Here is a 14,930-nt window from a genome sequence, read left to right on the forward strand (position 1 = left end):
TTAGAAAAGCAGGGTCAGCGGGCTGACGGTGCAGAAAAATTTCAGCAGATAGCTGTTTTGGATGGCGTCCTGAGGCAGGACGCTCCCTTTCAGCAGCCAGCAGGCGATAAAGATAAACAGGCCGCCCCGGAACAGGCCAAGAGCCGCGCCGCTCCAGCGGTTCAGGGCGGAGAGGACCGGCAGGCGGAAGGCCAGGTCCAGCGCATGGCTGATGAGATACCAGGCCGCCAGAAGGAGCACAAAGGAAACCAGGAACAGGAGCATCTGCGCCACCTGTCTGGCAATGTAGTCGGAGATGACCCGGGCGGCGTTGGCCGTGGCGGCTACCATCCCGTCATTCACCGACTTCTGGAAGGCGTCGGCGAAGCCCTTGTACAGTTTGGTGTCCTTCAACAGGTCCAGTGCCTCCTGAAGCGGTATGGAAATATGTTCCGCCGCTGTTTCCCCGGCGGCGGCCGCGGCACTGGACGCTTTCTCGTCCAGCACCTGCTGGATCTGCTGCTCCACAATGGGCCGAATGCTGCGGGCCACCGGCTCAGCCAGGGCGTTGGAGACCACAGTAGCGCCAATAAAGGCAACGAACAGGGCCAAAAAACCGCACAGGGTCAAAACGAATCCCTTTTTATAGCCCCGCCAGACGGCCAGGAGCAGCAAGCCAACGATAACAGCGTCAAAAATCAGATAGGAATATGTCATAGAGTGCCTCCGAATCGCGTTGGGTGGGTCAATCAGGAATATAGAGCCAGGCCTGCTGGGCATCGGCCAACAGAGCGGAGCCATTGGGGGACAAGGCGGCATGGCGGGCCGCCTGGGTATCAGGCAGGTCCGCATAAGGAGTCAGGTCCCGGGTGTAGATGGTGAGATCGCTTCCGGTGAGTAAAGCGCAATAGCCCCCAGCACTGTCAAAGGAGAGGACCTGGCTCGACAGATTCAGGGAAGCGCTGGCCGTGCCGTCGGGTAGGATGGTCAAGGCCTGGTCGGCGGCCCCCGCCCGGTAACGGCTCAGGAGCAGCAGGGCGAAGCCATCCCCGCCGAAATCGCATCCCTTCAGATAGGAGCGTCCAAAGGAATACGTTTGAACGGTGCCCGCCTTGGGATCGGCAATAAGCATGCGGTCCTCTCCCAGGACCCACAGGGCCCCGTTTTCATAGTCCAGATCCAGTACCGCGCAGCTGCCCAGATCCACTGTCGCCTGGGGTTCCTTCTGGTCCACCGGGTAGAACAGGACCTTGCTGCGGAACGCGCCGCCCTCCTGGTCCATGGTGACCACAGCTACGGTCTTACAGTCAGGAGACAGGGCAGCATCCACCACAAAGGTGGAGGACAGGCTGATCCGGATGACTTCGCCGCCGTGGTTGTTGTAAACGGTGACGGCCCCCTTGAATCCACTCTGCTGGGCGGTGACCGCCAGCCAGCCGCTGTCGTTGACCCGGGCAGACAGGAGGTCAGCGCCGCCGTCCAAAGTCAGGTTGAACACTTCCTCAGTACCCCGGAACAGGAACAGGGACTGGCCGCCGGCATCGTAGACCACCCCCGTCTTGTCCGAAGCGGAGAGGACCGGATTCTCCATGGCCAGAACCTCCTCGGCGTACTTTTCACCGGAAAAGGAGTAGTAGTGGGCCCCGGTGGCGGAAGACATCAGAACGCCATTCTCCAGATAAGCCACCGACAGCTTGTCGCCTCCGGCGTGGGTGAAGGGCAAGGCCTCGCCGGTCTCCCCCGTCTCCAGATTACGGTAGGACAACCAGCGCTTCAGCGCGTTCAAATTAAAACGGTCCCGGTAAACTACCAGGGCCAGTGCTCCAAGTACCAGTGCCGCCGTTACCAGCAGGGCAAGCAACCGGAGAATGATATTCGGTTTTTTCGGCTTCTTGGCCGTCGTTTCTTGGTTCATGGTGTGTTCCCCTACAGATGAGGTATGTGGACATAACATATAAACAGATTGAAGCGGTAAATTTTAGTAGGGCAAGGGCTCTGCCCTTGCCTTTTCCGGGTGGACCAAATACCGGGAGAAATCTGCGCGCTTGAACACTTCGCCTGCGGGCGGGACGGGGGAGTGGGGAAGTTTCGCCCCCGGGCGAGGTACTTTTGTAGAGATACAAAAGTACCCAAAAAATCTCCGGGGCTTCGGCCCCGGTCCCCAAGGGCGTCCTACAAAAAAGCCTGCCTCATGTCCGGCGCACATCCCCTGGTTTTGCTGCCCCTCCTTCCGAGCCTTCGGCCCTGAGTGGAACAAACCGGAATCCGGATTGCCGCTAATACTGGCGCCTGAGTTTCCGAATCCCGCAGCGTGGTCCCCGACTGCGTTGATCCCCTCCGCTACGTGCAGCTTATTCAGCGGACACACGCACCGGTTCGTCCCGCAGAGTAAAGACTCGCTGATCTATAAACTAAAATTTACAGCACGTCCTCGTCGTACCACAGTCTGGTCATGTACAGCCCCCCGGGCGGGACGGTGGGGCCGGCCAAAGTCCGGTTGCCCGACTCCAGAATGGCGGGAATATCTTCCGGGGACAGCTTGCCCTCGGCGGCGTAGACGATGGTGCCCACCATGGCCCGGACCATGTTATAGAGAAAACCGTTGGCGCACACCTTACACTCTATCAAATCTCCCTGGCGGGACACGTCGAAATAGTAGACCGTGCGCACTGTTGTTTTCGTCTCTGTGCCCACGGAACGGACCGCCCGGAAGTCGTGAATCCCCACGAACTGCTCCGCCGCCCGTCTCATCACCGACTCGTCCAAGTGCTTGGGGTAGAACCAGGCCCGGTCCACATAGAATGGATTGCCCAGACGGGAGTTGTAGATCCGGTAGGTGTACTCCTTCCGGTGGCAGGAGCCGATGGCGTTGAACTCCATGGGCACCTGAGTGGCTTTGACCACCACGATGTCATTGGGGAGCCGGGTATTGACCGCCAGGGGGATGCGGTCACAGGGAATGGTGGAGGTGGTACGGAAATTGGCCACATAGGTCTCGGCATGGACCCCCGCGTCGGTGCGTCCCGCTCCGGTGCATTTCACCGGGTGGCACACCACCGTGGACAGGGCCTTTTCCAAGGTCTCCGCCACCGAAACGGCATTTTTCTGTACCTGCCAGCCGTGGTAGGCGGTGCCGTTATACATCAGCTTTAAAGCGATATTGCGTTCCATGGCCCACTCCTCAGAGACCGAACCGGGCCAGCACAAACACCGCGGCGGTGACCACCAGGAAGAAGGCGATGGTCATATAGTCGATGCCCCGGTAGCGCAGCTGGCGCAGGCGGGTGCGCCCTTCGCCGCCATGGTAGCAGCGGCACTCCATGGCCACCGCCAGCTCGTCGGCCCGGCGGAAGGCGGAGATGAACAGGGGCACCAGCAGGGGGATCAGGGCCTTGGCCCGCTGGATCAGGTTGCCGCTCTCAAAGTCGGCGCCCCGGGCCCGCTGGGCGGACATGATCTTGTCCGTCTCCTCGATCAGAGTGGGAATAAACCGCAGGGCGATGGACATCATCATAGCCAGCTCATGGACGGGGACCTTGATTTTCTTCAGCGGGTTCAGCAGGGACTCCAGGCCGTCGGTGAGCAGGATGGGAGACGTAGTATAGGTCAGCAGGAAGGTACCGGAAATGAGCATCATGATCCGGACCACCATGAAAAACGCCTGGAACACGCCCTCCAAAGTGATGGTGAAGATCCAGAAATGGACCAGCACATGGGTGCCGGTGGTGTAAAACAGGTTGAGCACCGCCGTGAAGATGGCGATGAACAGCACCGGCTTCAAGCCCCGGAGAATGGATTTCAGCGGCACGTGGGAGATCGCGATGGACAGGGCCAGGACCCCGAACATGATGGCGTAGGTGACGAAATACTTGGCCAGGAACAGGGCCACGATATACAGCACCACGGCGATGAGCTTGGTGCGGGGGTCCAGCCGGTGGACCAGGGAATTCCCGGGGAAATACTGGCCCAGGGTGATGTCTTTCAATGCCATTTACACCGCCCCCTTTCCGGATCTCAGCTTGCGGAGGATCGCTTCCTTGGCCTGGTCGATGGTGTACACCGAGGGATCGATGTCCACCCCCATGTTCCGGAGGCGGTGGAACACCCGGGTCATCTGGGGCACGCCCAGGCCCATGCGCTCCAGCTCGCCACCGTGCTGGAACACCTCCCGGGGCGTACCGTGGAAGGGGATGCGGCCGTCGTTGACCACCACCAGGCGGTCGACCGTCCGGGCCACCTCCTCCATAGAGTGGGAGACCAGGATGATGGTGGCGTTGTGGACCTGATGGTAGTCCCGAATGTTGCCCAGAATGGACTCCACGCCCACCGGGTCCAGACCGGCGGTGGGTTCATCCAGGATCAGCACCTTGGGCTCCATGGCGATGACGCCGGCGATGGCCACCCGGCGCTTCTGTCCGCCGGACAGCTCAAAGGGGGACTTGTCCAGCTGGTCGTCCCGCAGGCCCACAAAATAGGCGGCCTCCCGGACCCGGCGGTCGATCTCCTTCTCGTCCAGCCCCATATTTTTGGGGCCGAAGGCAATGTCATTATACACCGTCTCCTCAAAAAGCTGGTACTCCGGGTACTGGAACACCAGCCCCACCTGAAACCGGGTAAAGCGGGTGAGCTTGGGGTCGGACCAGATGTCCTGGCCCTGGAACAGCACCTGGCCGGAGGTGGGCTTGAGCAGGCCGTTCAGGTGCTGGATCAGGGTGGACTTGCCCGAACCGGTGTGGCCGATAATGCCCAAATACTCGCCCTTGTAGGCGGTGAAGTCCACGTCAACCAGAGCCCCCCGCTCAAAGGGAGTTCCGGCGGAGTAGATGTGTGAGAGCTGTTTGGTTTCAATGATCGCTTCCATTGCAGACCGTCCTTGTTCAAAATGGTGTATGCCCCTTGGGGTCATACCCGAAGGATAGAAGAATCGGGATGTCTTATCGTTTCAACAGGGTATACAGGACCCGGGCGCACTCCTCGTCGCTGAGGGCGTCAAGGGGCACGTCACAACCCTCCTGACGCAGCTCCCACAGCAGCTGGGTGGTGTGGGGAACGGTGAGCCCCACGGCCTTCAGGCCCTCCACATCGGAAAAGACCTCCTTGGGCGTGCCGTCCGCCACCACCCTGCCCTTAGCCATGACAATGAGCCTGTCGGCCTGGGCCGCCTCGTCCATGTGGTGGGTGATGAGGACCACGGTGACGCCCCGGGTCCGGTTCAGTTCCTTGATGGTGCGCAGGACGTCGGCCCGTCCGATGGGGTCCAGCATGGCGGTGGGCTCGTCCAACACGATGCACCGGGGCTGCATGGCGATGACCCCGGCGATGGCGATGCGCTGCTTCTGCCCGCCGGACAGCAGATGGGGGGCATGCTCCCGGAACTCATACATCCCAACGGCCTTCAGGGCGTCATCCACCCGCCGGCGGATCTCCTCGGGGGGGATGCCCAGGTTCTCCGGGGCGAAGGCCACGTCCTCCTCCACCACGTTGGCCACGATCTGGTTATCCGGATTCTGGAACACCATGCCCACGGTGCGGCGGATGTCCAGCAGCTTGTCCTCGTTTGCGGTGTCCATGCCGTCCACATACACTGTGCCGCCGGAGGGCAGGAGAATGGCGTTCATATGCTTGGCCAGGGTGGATTTCCCGCTGCCGTTGTGGCCCAGAATGGCCACGAAGGAGCCCTCCTCAATGGCCACATCCACGCCGTCCAGCACGGTGGGCGCCACCCCCTCGGCGGTGGTATAGGAAAAACGCAGGCCGTTTGTTTCGATGATTGGATGATTCATAGCTCAAATACCTCGTTGTGGTGAGAGATTGGGACCCCGCGCAAGCCCATCGGAACGGGTTTGGTGGGAGAGGAGGAGCAACGGGAAGCTTTTCCCGTCAGCGGGAAACAGAATGGCGCGGGCTTTGCGGCGACGCGGTCCAGCGCCCTGTAGCTCCGCAGGGCAGGGCCAGACCGCTCTCGGTGACGGGCAGGCCCAGCTCCTGACTCTCGGTATGGCCGCCGTATTTTTTGGAGATCAGCGTCTCCAGGATATAAGTGACCACGCTGGGGGCCAGACCGGTGGTATAGGAGTTCAAAATAATAAACAGAGGGTCGTCGGACAGCACGCCGGAGACCAATTCCACAAAGGGATACAGGTTTTCTTCCAGCTTCCACACCTCGCCTGTGGGTCCCCGGCCATAGGATGGCGGGTCCATGATGATGGCGTCGTACTTCCGGCCCCGGCGGATCTCCCGCTCCACGAATTTGGCACAGTCATCCACGATCCAACGGATGGGCGCGTCTTCCAGGCCGGAGCTTTTGGCGTTCTCCCTGGCCCACTGGACCATCCCCCGGGCCGCGTCCACATGGCAGACGCTGGCTCCCGCGGCGGCGCAGGCCACTGTGGCCCCGCCGGTATAGGCGAACAGATTGAGCACGCTGATGGGCCGGCCCGCCTTCTGGATCTGCTCCCGGGCAAAGTCCCAGTTAGCGGCCTGTTCGGGAAACAGTCCGGTGTGCTTAAAGTTCATGGGCTTGATGTTGAAGGTCAGGTCCCGGTAAGAGACAGTCCACCGCTCAGGCATGGATTTGTTCTGCCACTGGCCTCCCCCGGTGGAGGAACGGGCGTACCGCCCCGCGTTCACCTTCCAGCCGCGGTGGGTCCTGGGCGTATTCCAAATGGCCTGGGGGTCGGGCCGAACCAGCAATTGATCTCCCCAGCGCTCCAGTTTCTCACCCCGGCCGCAGTCGATCAGTTCATAATCCTTCCATTGATTGGAAAGCCACATAAAAGGCACACCTTTCCAGCTTAATACAAATTAAAACTAAGATAGTATATCATTTCAAAGGATTTCAGTCAATGAATTTGGGGACCCACCCGGGAACTTTCCCTGAAAAAAATCCGGACACTTTCGTGTCCGGAAATGGGGCGACTCCTGTTTCAGATTCTGTATGACGGCAGCGCAGTCCATATCTCCGCCAAATTTTCCGAAAGGTGTACGTATACGGTCAACACATCACAGCTGCCCGCCCTGGGTAAGGGGGGATATTATCATACCATGATTATTTTTAGCAACTGGCAGATCACAGCTCCACGAGGCGTCATCGCCCGGCAGTACGACAACCTGTCCCGCCGCCTGGAGGTGGTGGGCGAGCTCCCGGAGGGCTACACCTGGTCCATACTGGTCCAGGTCGGTGAGGACATGGACGTCATCACCCTGGAGTCCATGGAGGGCGGCGCAGGCGTCACGCTGACGGCGGACTGGATAATCCGGCCTCTGTTGATATTCGCGGCCCCGCAGGCCCAACAGGCGCGCAGGGCCCTCAGGGCGAGGCCGGCCCCCAGGGGCCCCAGGGGGCGCCGGGAGCGCAAGGAGAACCCGGTCCTCAGGGTGAGCCCGGGACCGGTCTTCCCGCGGTGACAGAGGCAGACAACGGGAAATTTGCCCGTGTCATAGGCGGCGTGTGGACGGCACAGGCCATCACAAACGCGGAGGAGGCGGAATACTGATGAGTGAGGTTTTGGTGCGGGATTCCAGCCTGCAGAGCATTGCCGATGCCATCCGGTCCAAAAACGGACTCACGAACCTCTACAAGCCCGCCGAAATGGCGGCGGCTATCCGGGCTATTCAAACGGGTTCCGGCGGCGGTGCCACATCATCCGTTGACCTGAAGGACGTCAATTTCTATGATTATGACGGAACCCTTGTGGCCTCTTACACCCTGGCGGAAGCCCAGGCATTGACCGCCCTGCCGGACGGCCCCACCCATGATGGCCTGGTGTTCCAGGGATGGAACTGGTCTTTGGCGGACATCAACGCCTTGACCAGGCCAATGAATGTGGGCGCTATGTACATCACCGACGACGGCAAGACCAGACTGCATATCCGCGTGTGGGATACGGCCCGGAGCCATGTGCCGCTGTATTTCTCCCAGACCGTGGCCAACGGCGTGACCATCGACTGGGGAGACGGAAGCGCAACGGAAACCTTGGCTGGGACCGGCAATGTAAACACCACTCACCAATACACGGAGGCGGGGGATTACACGATTACGCTGAACCCGGCAGAGGGCTGTACGCTGGGGCTTGGGGCTGCTTCGTCTTCGTACTGCGTCATGGGCAGTACGGGAAATAACGGAATAGTTTACTGCAATCTACTGCAAGATGTAAAAATTGGTTCTAATGTCACCAGCATCGATATCCATGCGTTCCGTTACTGCTATTCTCTGGCAAGTATAACTATCCCAGACGGTGTAACCAGCATCAAAGGCTATGCGTTCCAGTACTGCTATTCTCTGGCAAGTATAACTATCCCGGACGGTGTAACCAGCATCGGCATCAGTGCGTTCAGTAGCTGCTCCTCGCTGGCAAGTATAACTATCCCAGACAGTGTAACTGGCATCGGCAACAGTGCGTTCAGTAGCTGCTCCTCGCTGGCAAGTATAACTATCCCAGACGGTGTAGCCATCATCAACAACGAGACGTTCAACAAATGCCCCTCGCTGTCAAGTCTCACCATCCCTGACAGTGTAGCCAGCATCGGCTCCTATGTGTTCCAGTACTGCTACGGCATAGCCAAGTATCACCTCAAGCCCACAAAGCCGCCTACGCTGTACAACACCAACGCATTCACCAGTATACCCTCCGACTGCGTTATCTACGTCCCGGTGGGGTTCCTGGAGGCATACCAAACAGCCACGAACTGGACTACTTATGCTTCTTATATGCAGGAGGAACCGGCATGATAAAAACAGAAGCTGTCACGATTCGAGACAAACAGTATCAGCGCACCTGGTCTGACGCAGGAATGATGATCGAACGGAACGGGGCGAGGTACAGCGAGGCCGTTGATCCGCTGAACAGCGGGCGCACATACACTGAAACGGACGAACCAATAGAACAGGAGATCGATTATGAATCTGCATAAATGCATCCTGACCAACAACGACTGTTACCGCGCCGGGCGTACCATCACCCCCAAGGGCGTCATGGTCCACTCCACTGGGGCCAACAACCCCCGTCTGAGCCGCTACGTGGCCCCCAACGACGGGTTACTGGGAGAGCCGTCCCTCCGGCACTGGAACCAGAGTGGGGTGGGTGCCTGTCCCCATGCCTTTATCGGCAAGCTGGCGGACGGCTCCGTGGCCACCTACCAGACTCTGCCCTGGACCATGCGGGGCTGGCACTGCGGCACAGGCACCAGCGGCATCAGCGCCAACAACACCCACATCTCCTTTGAGATCTGCGAGGACGGCCTAACAGATGCCAGCTACTTTCAGGCGGTGTACCGGGAGGCCGTGGAGCTGACGGCTTACCTCTGCAAGGAGTACGGCCTGGACCCGCTGGCCGATGGCGTGGTCATCTGCCACGCAGAGGGCTATCAGCGCGGCATCGCCAGCAACCACGCCGACGTGCTCCACTGGTTTCCCAAGTTCGGCAAGAGTATGGATGACTTCCGGGCTGACCTGGCCCGGACGATGGAAGGAGATGAGACTGTGACCTACGAACAGTGGCTGGAGTACATGACCCGGTATCGTCAGGAGCTGGCCCAGCAAGAAGCGGCCATGCCCGGTCTGCTGGCCGACGCCAAGGCAATGGGCCTGACCGACGGGAGCCGCCCCCGGGATCTGGTGACCCGGGAGGAAGCTGCCATCATGGCCAGAGCGGCCGCAAACCGGTAAAGCATACGCTGTCCTGTTCCTCCAGAATGGGGACGATGTGAAAACCGTGCAGGGGAATCTGGGTCATGCCACGGCAGCGTTCACCCTGGATGTCTACGGTCATGTCTCCGACCGGATGAAAGAGGACAGCGCCAACCGTATGCAGGGCTACATTGAGAGCGTTTCTGGGCTGTAAAGGGAAAACGTAAAGGAAAATAGCTGAAAAAAGCAAACGAAAAACCCTAGAACCGTTGAGGCTCTAGGGTTTCTTCATGGCAGCGGGAGAAGGATTCGAACCCTCACAAACAGAGTCAGAGTCTGTCGTGCTACCCTTACACAATCCCGCTATTTGTACTCGCTTGCCGCAAGCACAAGTGATATTATAGCAAACAATTTCGAAATGTCAAGGGGAAATTTCAGTTTTTTCTTCCGGCGGCAAAATTTTCGAAAATCGATCAAATACGGCGCAAGGCATCCGGTGTACCGGTTTCTTTGAAGAAACGGGCCCCAGAGCGAACAAAAGAGAGGTTTCCTGACGAACCCGCGGGAAAAGATTGTAATTGTCGTCACCCTGTGTTAAAATATGAAAAAATCGACATGAGCAAATGTTTCAAGCATTACTTGAGAGAGGTGCGTACCATGGATCATCCCTTCCGCAGCGCAGTATTCGGCGGCTTCAACCGGCAGGACGTTTTAACATATCTGGAAGCCACCGCCCAGGAGGCGGCCCGTCAGCAGGAGGAGCTCCAGCAAAAGCTGGATAGTTCTTTGGAAACCGTGACCCGGCAGGATGCCGACCTGACGGATCAGCAGGAACAGCTGGAGCGGTTGGGGCAGGAAAACGAGAGTCTGAAGGCCCAACTGGAGCAGGCCAATGTGGCCTTGTCCTCCTGCCGGACAGAGTGTAGCCAGAAGAACGGAGAGTTGGCGGCTGCTCAATGCGAGATCGACGCTCTGAAAGCACGGGTCGCCGCACTGGAGCCCGATGCCTCCGCCTACGCCGCCGTCAAGGAGCGGACCGCCGGCGTGGAGTTGGAGGCCCACCGCCGTGCTCAAGCCGTTCAGGAGGAGGCGGAACAACAGGCCAGCCAGCTCCGGCGGCAAATGGAACAGTGGTTTCAGAAAGTGGAGCGGGAATATGACGCCCTGCGCGCTCAAATTGAGTCTACCGTTTCCCACGCCGCGGATCAACTTGGCAAGGCGGAAGCAAGTCTGGAAAAAGTAACGGTTCTCATGGAGGAGCAGGATGTGGCGCTGGCAGCTATCGCCCAGGACTACAGCCGCACCGACCCGGCTAAAATAGCCGCGCCCATGCCCATCCCGGAAAATGAATGACCAATCACCAGCCCCCTGTCCTTCTCAGGACAGGGGGCTGTTAGCGTCGTATCAAAATATCCTCTAACAAAATTTTCGTTTATAGGGGTAAGGGATTTCACCCTGGGGGGCGAGTTCCTTTTGCAGCGATGCAAAAGGAACCAACGGCCCAGGCCGCAAAATTCGAATGGACTCACACCGCCTTTTTGCTTCGCAAAATCCGGAGGTTTTACGTGGGATCAGCAATACAGCCCGCCTCGATACGGGCAAAAGCTGCTTTTGATGTGCCTTACAGCCGGGGCCGCCCGGTGGGAAGTGCCACTGAATCAAGTTTTGCACAGCGGGGCGTGGCAGCGCAGTCAGGAACCACGCCGCACAATTCGGAAATGCAGTCGCTGATATTCAGTGGCAGTCCTTATTCAAACTCGTTTCACTCAGGGCCGAAGGCCCGGAAGACGGGGCACCAAAACCAGGGAATAGGCGCCGGACGCGAGTGTACCGGGCCAGGAGAACACCCCCGTAAAAAGGGGTCCGGGGACAGGCGGCATGAAAGTGCGGAAAAATTTCCAACGGGAGAAATTTTTCGTGCTTTCTTGGGCCGGCGTCCCCGGCGGCGTTCTGGTTACTTTGCCGCCGCAGGCAAAGTAACTCGCCCCGCAGGGCGAAATATCCCCATCCTCGTCCCGCCCGCAGGCGAGATTTTCCACTCTTTACCATTCTGGGACGGCGGCCCCAAGGGGCCGCCCCGCCTGAACGCAGAATAACGTTCGTCAAAGCAGCACCTCCGTCAAAGGCAAGGGCAGAGCCCTTGCCCTACATCACATAGGGTTCCGCTTCCATGAGCAGCGAAACTAAAATTTACGCCTTCACAAAAAGCGCGGCCCCGGGAACAGGGCCGCGCTTCTTCATACACTCAGTGGCTCAGAAGAACTTTCTGACCCTTATACGTGACATAGAGGGTCTTATCCTTAAAATAACTCGCAGGGTCCACCCGGCTTCCGTTGACCCGGATCTCAAAATGGAGATGGTTGCCGGTGGAAGATCCGGTGGTGCCCACTGCACCCAGCTTTTGGCCCTGCTTGACCGTCTGGCCTTCGCTGACGCTCCGCGCGCTCATATGGGCATAGAGGGTGCTGGTGCCGTCGCTGTGGGACACCACCACATAGTTGCCATAAGATCTGTTTTTGGTGGAGATGGATACCACACCGCTTTTGGCCGCCAGGATGGGTGTTCCCTTGGGCGCGGGGATGTCAATGCCGGTATGGTTATTGGGCTTGCCCGTAATGGGATGGATCCGGTTTCCGAACAGGGAGGACAAGGTATTGTAGTTGGTCAGGGGCCAGAGGAAACCGGATTCACTGGGAACATTCTTGATCTGGCTGGCCAGCTCCTGCTCCTTCTTCTTGATCTCCGCGTTGGCCGCGTCGGCCGCTTTTTTCAGGTCAGCCTCTATCTTCTCCAGCTGGTCCTCCTGTGCGCTGATCTCTCCGATGAGCTTGTCCACCTCGGACTCCTGGGATTTCAGCTCCTGCCGGGCCGCCACCTGGGCCGCTTTGGCAGACTCCTGTTCCGCCTTGGCCGACTCCAGCGCCGCCTTGTCCTCCTCGATCTGCCTCTGGAGGGCCAGCAGATTCTCCATGATGCCGTTGTCGTACTCAATGATCTCCTCGATCATCATAAAGTTATCCAACAAGTCAGAGAAGTCGCTGGAGGAGAACAGGATGGACCAGTATGAGACCTCCCCCTCCTCTTCCATGGTGCGGACCCTCTGGCAGAACAGCTCATACTGCTTCTGCCGGTCCGCCTCGTTTTCCGCCAGCTCTGTCTCTTTCTCTCCGATCAGCTCGCTGTACTTGCTGATCTGGGCGTCCAGATTGCTGATCTCATTGACGATGACGTCGATCTGCTGCTCCAGCAGCTCCTTCTGATCCAACGCCTTGCTCTTGTCCGCGCGAACAGATTTCAGCTGATTTTGAATGTCCTTTTTCTGGTCGTTCAGCTTGCTTGCATCCGATTTCAGGGCGTCGATCTCCGCCTGAGTCACGGCGCCGGCCTCCATGACCACCGCGGGTCCGGTCAGGGGGAGCACCAATGCCAGGGTCAAAGCCAGCGCCAGGAACTTTCGGAACCCGGTATGTCTCTTTTTCATTCTGTTACCTCTTGAAATGCGGGTCAGCGGATCAGGATATTGGCCAGGATGGGCAGCAGCATGGCCACCACCATCAGCCCCGCCAGCACCGCCATCATGATACGCTGTCTCTTTTGACGTTTCATGTGCTCACCTCTTCCCCATCAGACCTGAAGGAACTTCCGGATGGCAAGCAGGGAGCCGCCCACGCCGATCAGGGCGCCGGTCCCGCAGAACACCGGAAGGATCGTCTTGATCATGTCGGCGTAGGGAAGGATGGTCACCAGAGACAGGCCGTTGCCCTGGATGATGAGCTTGCCCACCAGCTGGTACAAGCCCCACTGGGCAAAGAAGGCGATCAGCGCCCCCGTCAGGCCCAGAATCATGCCTTCCACCACAAAAGGCCACTGAATAAAGGCGTTGGTGGCGCCGCACATCTTCATGATGGCGATCTCTTCCCGGCGGTAGAAGGTGGCCAGCTTAATGGTGTTGGCAATGATAAACAGGGAGACCACCGCCAGGATCGCGATCAGCACCACAGCCACGCCGGTGGCGATGTTGCGGACCAGTACGAAGCCTTGAGCGATCTCCACAGCCGCCCGCACATTGGCCACCCCAGCCACCTGCCGCACCGCCTCCGAAGTCTCTTTCAGCCGCTCAATATCCGTGACATGGATCCGGTAGCGGTCCCGCAGCACCTCGGCAGGCAGAGAGTTGAGCAGGTCGTTGGTCTCCCGCCCCTCCAGAAAGTCATCCAGCGCCTCCTGACGGGTCACAAACGTGACCTGGGAGACGTTGGGCACCGCCTCGATCTTGGTCTGCAGCGACCGGGCCTGCTCCTCGGTATAGTCCTCCTCTATGTAGGCCAAAAACTCATTTTCCGCCTCCAGGTCCCCCAGCATGTGGTCCAGATTGACCGCCAGCAGAGAGAAGGAGCCCATGATCAGTAGACAGGCTACGATCATGCACACGGCGGCAAAGGACATAAAGCCGTGGGTAAAAATGGAGTGGAAGCCTTCGCTGAAATAATATCCCGCATCAAATTTTCTCGCCATTGTAGTACCCGCCTGTCTCGTCGCTGATGATCCGTCCGTCCTGGATGGCTACCACCCGCTTGGTAAATTTGTTGACCAGCTCTTCCTCGTGGGTGACCACCAGCACAGTGGTGCCCAGCTCGTTGATCCGTTCCAGCAGCATCATGATCTCCAGCGAGCGCTGGGGATCCAGATTGCCCGTGGGCTCGTCGGCGATGATCATGCTGGGGTTGTTCACCAGAGCGCGGGCGATGGCCACACGCTGCTGCTCGCCGCCGGACAGCTGGCCGGGGTAGCGGTCCGCTTTCTGCTCCAGGCCCACCAACTGGAGCACATAGGGGATGCGCCGCCGCAGTTCCCGGTTGGAGGCTCCGATGGCCCGCATGACAAAGGCCAGGTTTTCATAGACCGTCTTCTTCTCGATCAGGCGGAAATCCTGGAAGATGATGCCCAGGGTACGCCGCATGTAAGGGATCTGCCGGGGGGCAATGTTGTTCAGGTTGTAGCCGTTGACCATCAGCCGCCCCTCGGTGGCCGCGATCTCTCCGGTGATGAGTTTGATAACCGTGGATTTCCCGGAGCCGGACGGCCCCACCAAAAAGACAAATTCCCCGTCATCAATGCGCATATTGACCCCTTTCAGGGCCTTTGTTCCGTTATCGTACTCTTTATATACATCAATGAGCCGTATCATGTGCTCCTCCGAATCCTGTTCTTATGTTATCAGACGTTTTTCTCAGGAAAATGTTACGGCAAAAGAGCCGCTTTGTAAAAAGTGTACCACAGTTCCTGCGTTATGTAAATGACAATTTCAAGGGGATTTCGTTTT

16 protein-coding genes and 1 tRNA gene are annotated in these 14,930 nt (G+C 58.8%); 6 read left to right on the top strand and 11 right to left on the bottom strand.

Translation table 11 applies throughout. The features are described from left to right. From I6E42_RS00660 to I6E42_RS00690, 7 genes are all read right to left on the bottom strand, one after another. Entirely contained in the window at positions 1 to 696 is a 696-nt protein-coding gene (locus tag I6E42_RS00660) for a CvpA family protein (protein ID WP_235369774.1), read from the bottom strand. A 28-nt stretch (positions 697 to 724) separates the two neighbouring features. Next, entirely contained in the window at positions 725 to 1,894 is a 1,170-nt protein-coding gene (locus I6E42_RS00665) for a DUF5711 family protein (RefSeq protein WP_235369776.1), read from the bottom strand. Positions 1,895 to 2,397: 503 nt separating this feature from the next. Continuing rightward, a complete protein-coding gene (gene truA / locus I6E42_RS00670) occupies positions 2,398 to 3,150 on the bottom strand; it encodes a tRNA pseudouridine(38-40) synthase TruA (protein ID WP_235369783.1) in 753 nt (250 codons plus the stop codon). A gap of 10 nt (positions 3,151 to 3,160) precedes the next feature. After that, positions 3,161 to 3,970 carry an energy-coupling factor transporter transmembrane component T family protein gene (locus I6E42_RS00675; protein WP_235369785.1) on the bottom strand — a complete coding sequence of 270 codons (810 nt, stop codon included), beginning with the start codon at positions 3,968 to 3,970 and terminating at the stop codon, positions 3,161 to 3,163. After that, positions 3,971 to 4,840: an energy-coupling factor transporter ATPase gene (locus I6E42_RS00680; protein ID WP_235369786.1), complete on the bottom strand. Its 870-nt coding sequence runs from the start codon at positions 4,838 to 4,840 to the stop codon at positions 3,971 to 3,973. Between the two features lie 73 nt (positions 4,841 to 4,913). Then, positions 4,914 to 5,762: an energy-coupling factor transporter ATPase gene (locus I6E42_RS00685; protein ID WP_235369792.1), complete on the bottom strand. Its 849-nt coding sequence runs from the start codon at positions 5,760 to 5,762 to the stop codon at positions 4,914 to 4,916. A gap of 97 nt (positions 5,763 to 5,859) precedes the next feature. Beyond that, entirely contained in the window at positions 5,860 to 6,753 is an 894-nt protein-coding gene (locus I6E42_RS00690; RefSeq protein ID WP_235369794.1) for a class I SAM-dependent methyltransferase, read from the bottom strand. Between the two features lie 270 nt (positions 6,754 to 7,023). On the opposite strand from I6E42_RS00690, the gene I6E42_RS12665 reads away from it, so the two are divergent. The 5 genes from I6E42_RS12665 to I6E42_RS00715 all read left to right on the top strand — a co-directional run bounded on the left by I6E42_RS12665 (position 7,024) and on the right by I6E42_RS00715 (position 9,821). Beyond that, complete coding sequence (locus I6E42_RS12665; protein WP_268841823.1) at positions 7,024 to 7,386, top strand: hypothetical protein; 363 nt, start codon at positions 7,024 to 7,026, stop codon at positions 7,384 to 7,386. An 88-nt stretch (positions 7,387 to 7,474) separates the two neighbouring features. After that, positions 7,475 to 8,710, top strand: a complete 1,236-nt coding sequence (locus I6E42_RS00700) for a leucine-rich repeat domain-containing protein (RefSeq protein WP_235369795.1) — start codon at positions 7,475 to 7,477, stop codon at positions 8,708 to 8,710. Continuing rightward, on the top strand, positions 8,707 to 8,892 hold the full coding sequence (locus I6E42_RS00705) for a hypothetical protein (protein ID WP_235369797.1): 186 nt from the start codon (positions 8,707 to 8,709) through the stop codon (positions 8,890 to 8,892). Before I6E42_RS00700 ends, I6E42_RS00705 begins: the two co-directional genes overlap by 4 nt. Beyond that, positions 8,879 to 9,646, top strand: a complete 768-nt coding sequence (locus I6E42_RS00710; RefSeq protein ID WP_235369803.1) for a peptidoglycan recognition protein family protein — start codon at positions 8,879 to 8,881, stop codon at positions 9,644 to 9,646. Before I6E42_RS00705 ends, I6E42_RS00710 begins: the two co-directional genes overlap by 14 nt. Before the next feature lie 37 nt (positions 9,647 to 9,683). Beyond that, positions 9,684 to 9,821 (top strand): hypothetical protein, encoded by a 138-nt coding sequence (locus tag I6E42_RS00715; protein ID WP_235369805.1) that lies wholly within the window; start codon positions 9,684 to 9,686, stop codon positions 9,819 to 9,821. 77 nt (positions 9,822 to 9,898) lie between these two features. Here I6E42_RS00715 and I6E42_RS00720 read toward each other — a convergent pair. Continuing rightward, a tRNA-Gln gene (locus I6E42_RS00720) sits at positions 9,899 to 9,972 on the bottom strand. A gap of 292 nt (positions 9,973 to 10,264) precedes the next feature. On the opposite strand from I6E42_RS00720, the gene I6E42_RS00725 reads away from it, so the two are divergent. After that, a complete protein-coding gene (locus tag I6E42_RS00725; RefSeq protein WP_235369807.1) occupies positions 10,265 to 10,960 on the top strand; it encodes a hypothetical protein in 696 nt (231 codons plus the stop codon). A gap of 892 nt (positions 10,961 to 11,852) precedes the next feature. On the opposite strand, the gene I6E42_RS00730 is transcribed toward I6E42_RS00725, so the two are convergent. The 3 genes from I6E42_RS00730 to ftsE all read right to left on the bottom strand — a co-directional run bounded on the left by I6E42_RS00730 (position 11,853) and on the right by ftsE (position 14,795). Then, a complete protein-coding gene (locus I6E42_RS00730; RefSeq protein ID WP_235369808.1) occupies positions 11,853 to 13,088 on the bottom strand; it encodes a murein hydrolase activator EnvC family protein in 1,236 nt (411 codons plus the stop codon). Between the two features lie 143 nt (positions 13,089 to 13,231). Continuing rightward, complete coding sequence (gene ftsX, locus I6E42_RS00735; RefSeq protein ID WP_235369809.1) at positions 13,232 to 14,122, bottom strand: permease-like cell division protein FtsX; 891 nt, start codon at positions 14,120 to 14,122, stop codon at positions 13,232 to 13,234. Beyond that, on the bottom strand, positions 14,106 to 14,795 hold the full coding sequence (ftsE, locus tag I6E42_RS00740; RefSeq protein WP_235369811.1) for a cell division ATP-binding protein FtsE: 690 nt from the start codon (positions 14,793 to 14,795) through the stop codon (positions 14,106 to 14,108). The genes ftsX and ftsE overlap by 17 nt, the downstream gene beginning before the upstream one ends. Positions 14,796 to 14,930 lie beyond the last annotated feature (135 nt).

The organism is Pseudoflavonifractor phocaeensis (assembly GCF_021531815.1).
GTDB lineage: Bacteria > Bacillota > Clostridia > Oscillospirales > Oscillospiraceae > Lawsonibacter > Lawsonibacter phocaeensis_A.

Excerpts from the sequence above, each read along its gene's own strand:
- I6E42_RS00660 (WP_235369774.1), bottom strand. The coding sequence starts at position 696 with ATGACATATTCCTATCTGATTTTTGACGCTGTTATCGTTGGCTTGCTG.
- I6E42_RS00680 (WP_235369786.1), bottom strand. The coding sequence starts at position 4,840 with ATGGAAGCGATCATTGAAACCAAACAGCTCTCACACATCTACTCCGCC.
- ftsX (WP_235369809.1), bottom strand. The coding sequence starts at position 14,122 with ATGGCGAGAAAATTTGATGCGGGATATTATTTCAGCGAAGGCTTCCAC.
- I6E42_RS12665 (WP_268841823.1), top strand. The coding sequence starts at position 7,024 with ATGATTATTTTTAGCAACTGGCAGATCACAGCTCCACGAGGCGTCATC.
- I6E42_RS00690 (WP_235369794.1), bottom strand. The coding sequence starts at position 6,753 with ATGTGGCTTTCCAATCAATGGAAGGATTATGAACTGATCGACTGCGGC.
- I6E42_RS00705 (WP_235369797.1), top strand. The coding sequence starts at position 8,707 with ATGATAAAAACAGAAGCTGTCACGATTCGAGACAAACAGTATCAGCGC.
- I6E42_RS00730 (WP_235369808.1), bottom strand. The coding sequence starts at position 13,088 with ATGAAAAAGAGACATACCGGGTTCCGAAAGTTCCTGGCGCTGGCTTTG.
- I6E42_RS00700 (WP_235369795.1), top strand. The coding sequence starts at position 7,475 with ATGAGTGAGGTTTTGGTGCGGGATTCCAGCCTGCAGAGCATTGCCGAT.
- I6E42_RS00710 (WP_235369803.1), top strand. The coding sequence starts at position 8,879 with ATGAATCTGCATAAATGCATCCTGACCAACAACGACTGTTACCGCGCC.
- I6E42_RS00665 (WP_235369776.1), bottom strand. The coding sequence starts at position 1,894 with ATGAACCAAGAAACGACGGCCAAGAAGCCGAAAAAACCGAATATCATT.
- I6E42_RS00675 (WP_235369785.1), bottom strand. The coding sequence starts at position 3,970 with ATGGCATTGAAAGACATCACCCTGGGCCAGTATTTCCCCGGGAATTCC.
- I6E42_RS00725 (WP_235369807.1), top strand. The coding sequence starts at position 10,265 with ATGGATCATCCCTTCCGCAGCGCAGTATTCGGCGGCTTCAACCGGCAG.
- truA (WP_235369783.1), bottom strand. The coding sequence starts at position 3,150 with ATGGAACGCAATATCGCTTTAAAGCTGATGTATAACGGCACCGCCTAC.
- I6E42_RS00685 (WP_235369792.1), bottom strand. The coding sequence starts at position 5,762 with ATGAATCATCCAATCATCGAAACAAACGGCCTGCGTTTTTCCTATACC.
- ftsE (WP_235369811.1), bottom strand. The coding sequence starts at position 14,795 with ATGATACGGCTCATTGATGTATATAAAGAGTACGATAACGGAACAAAG.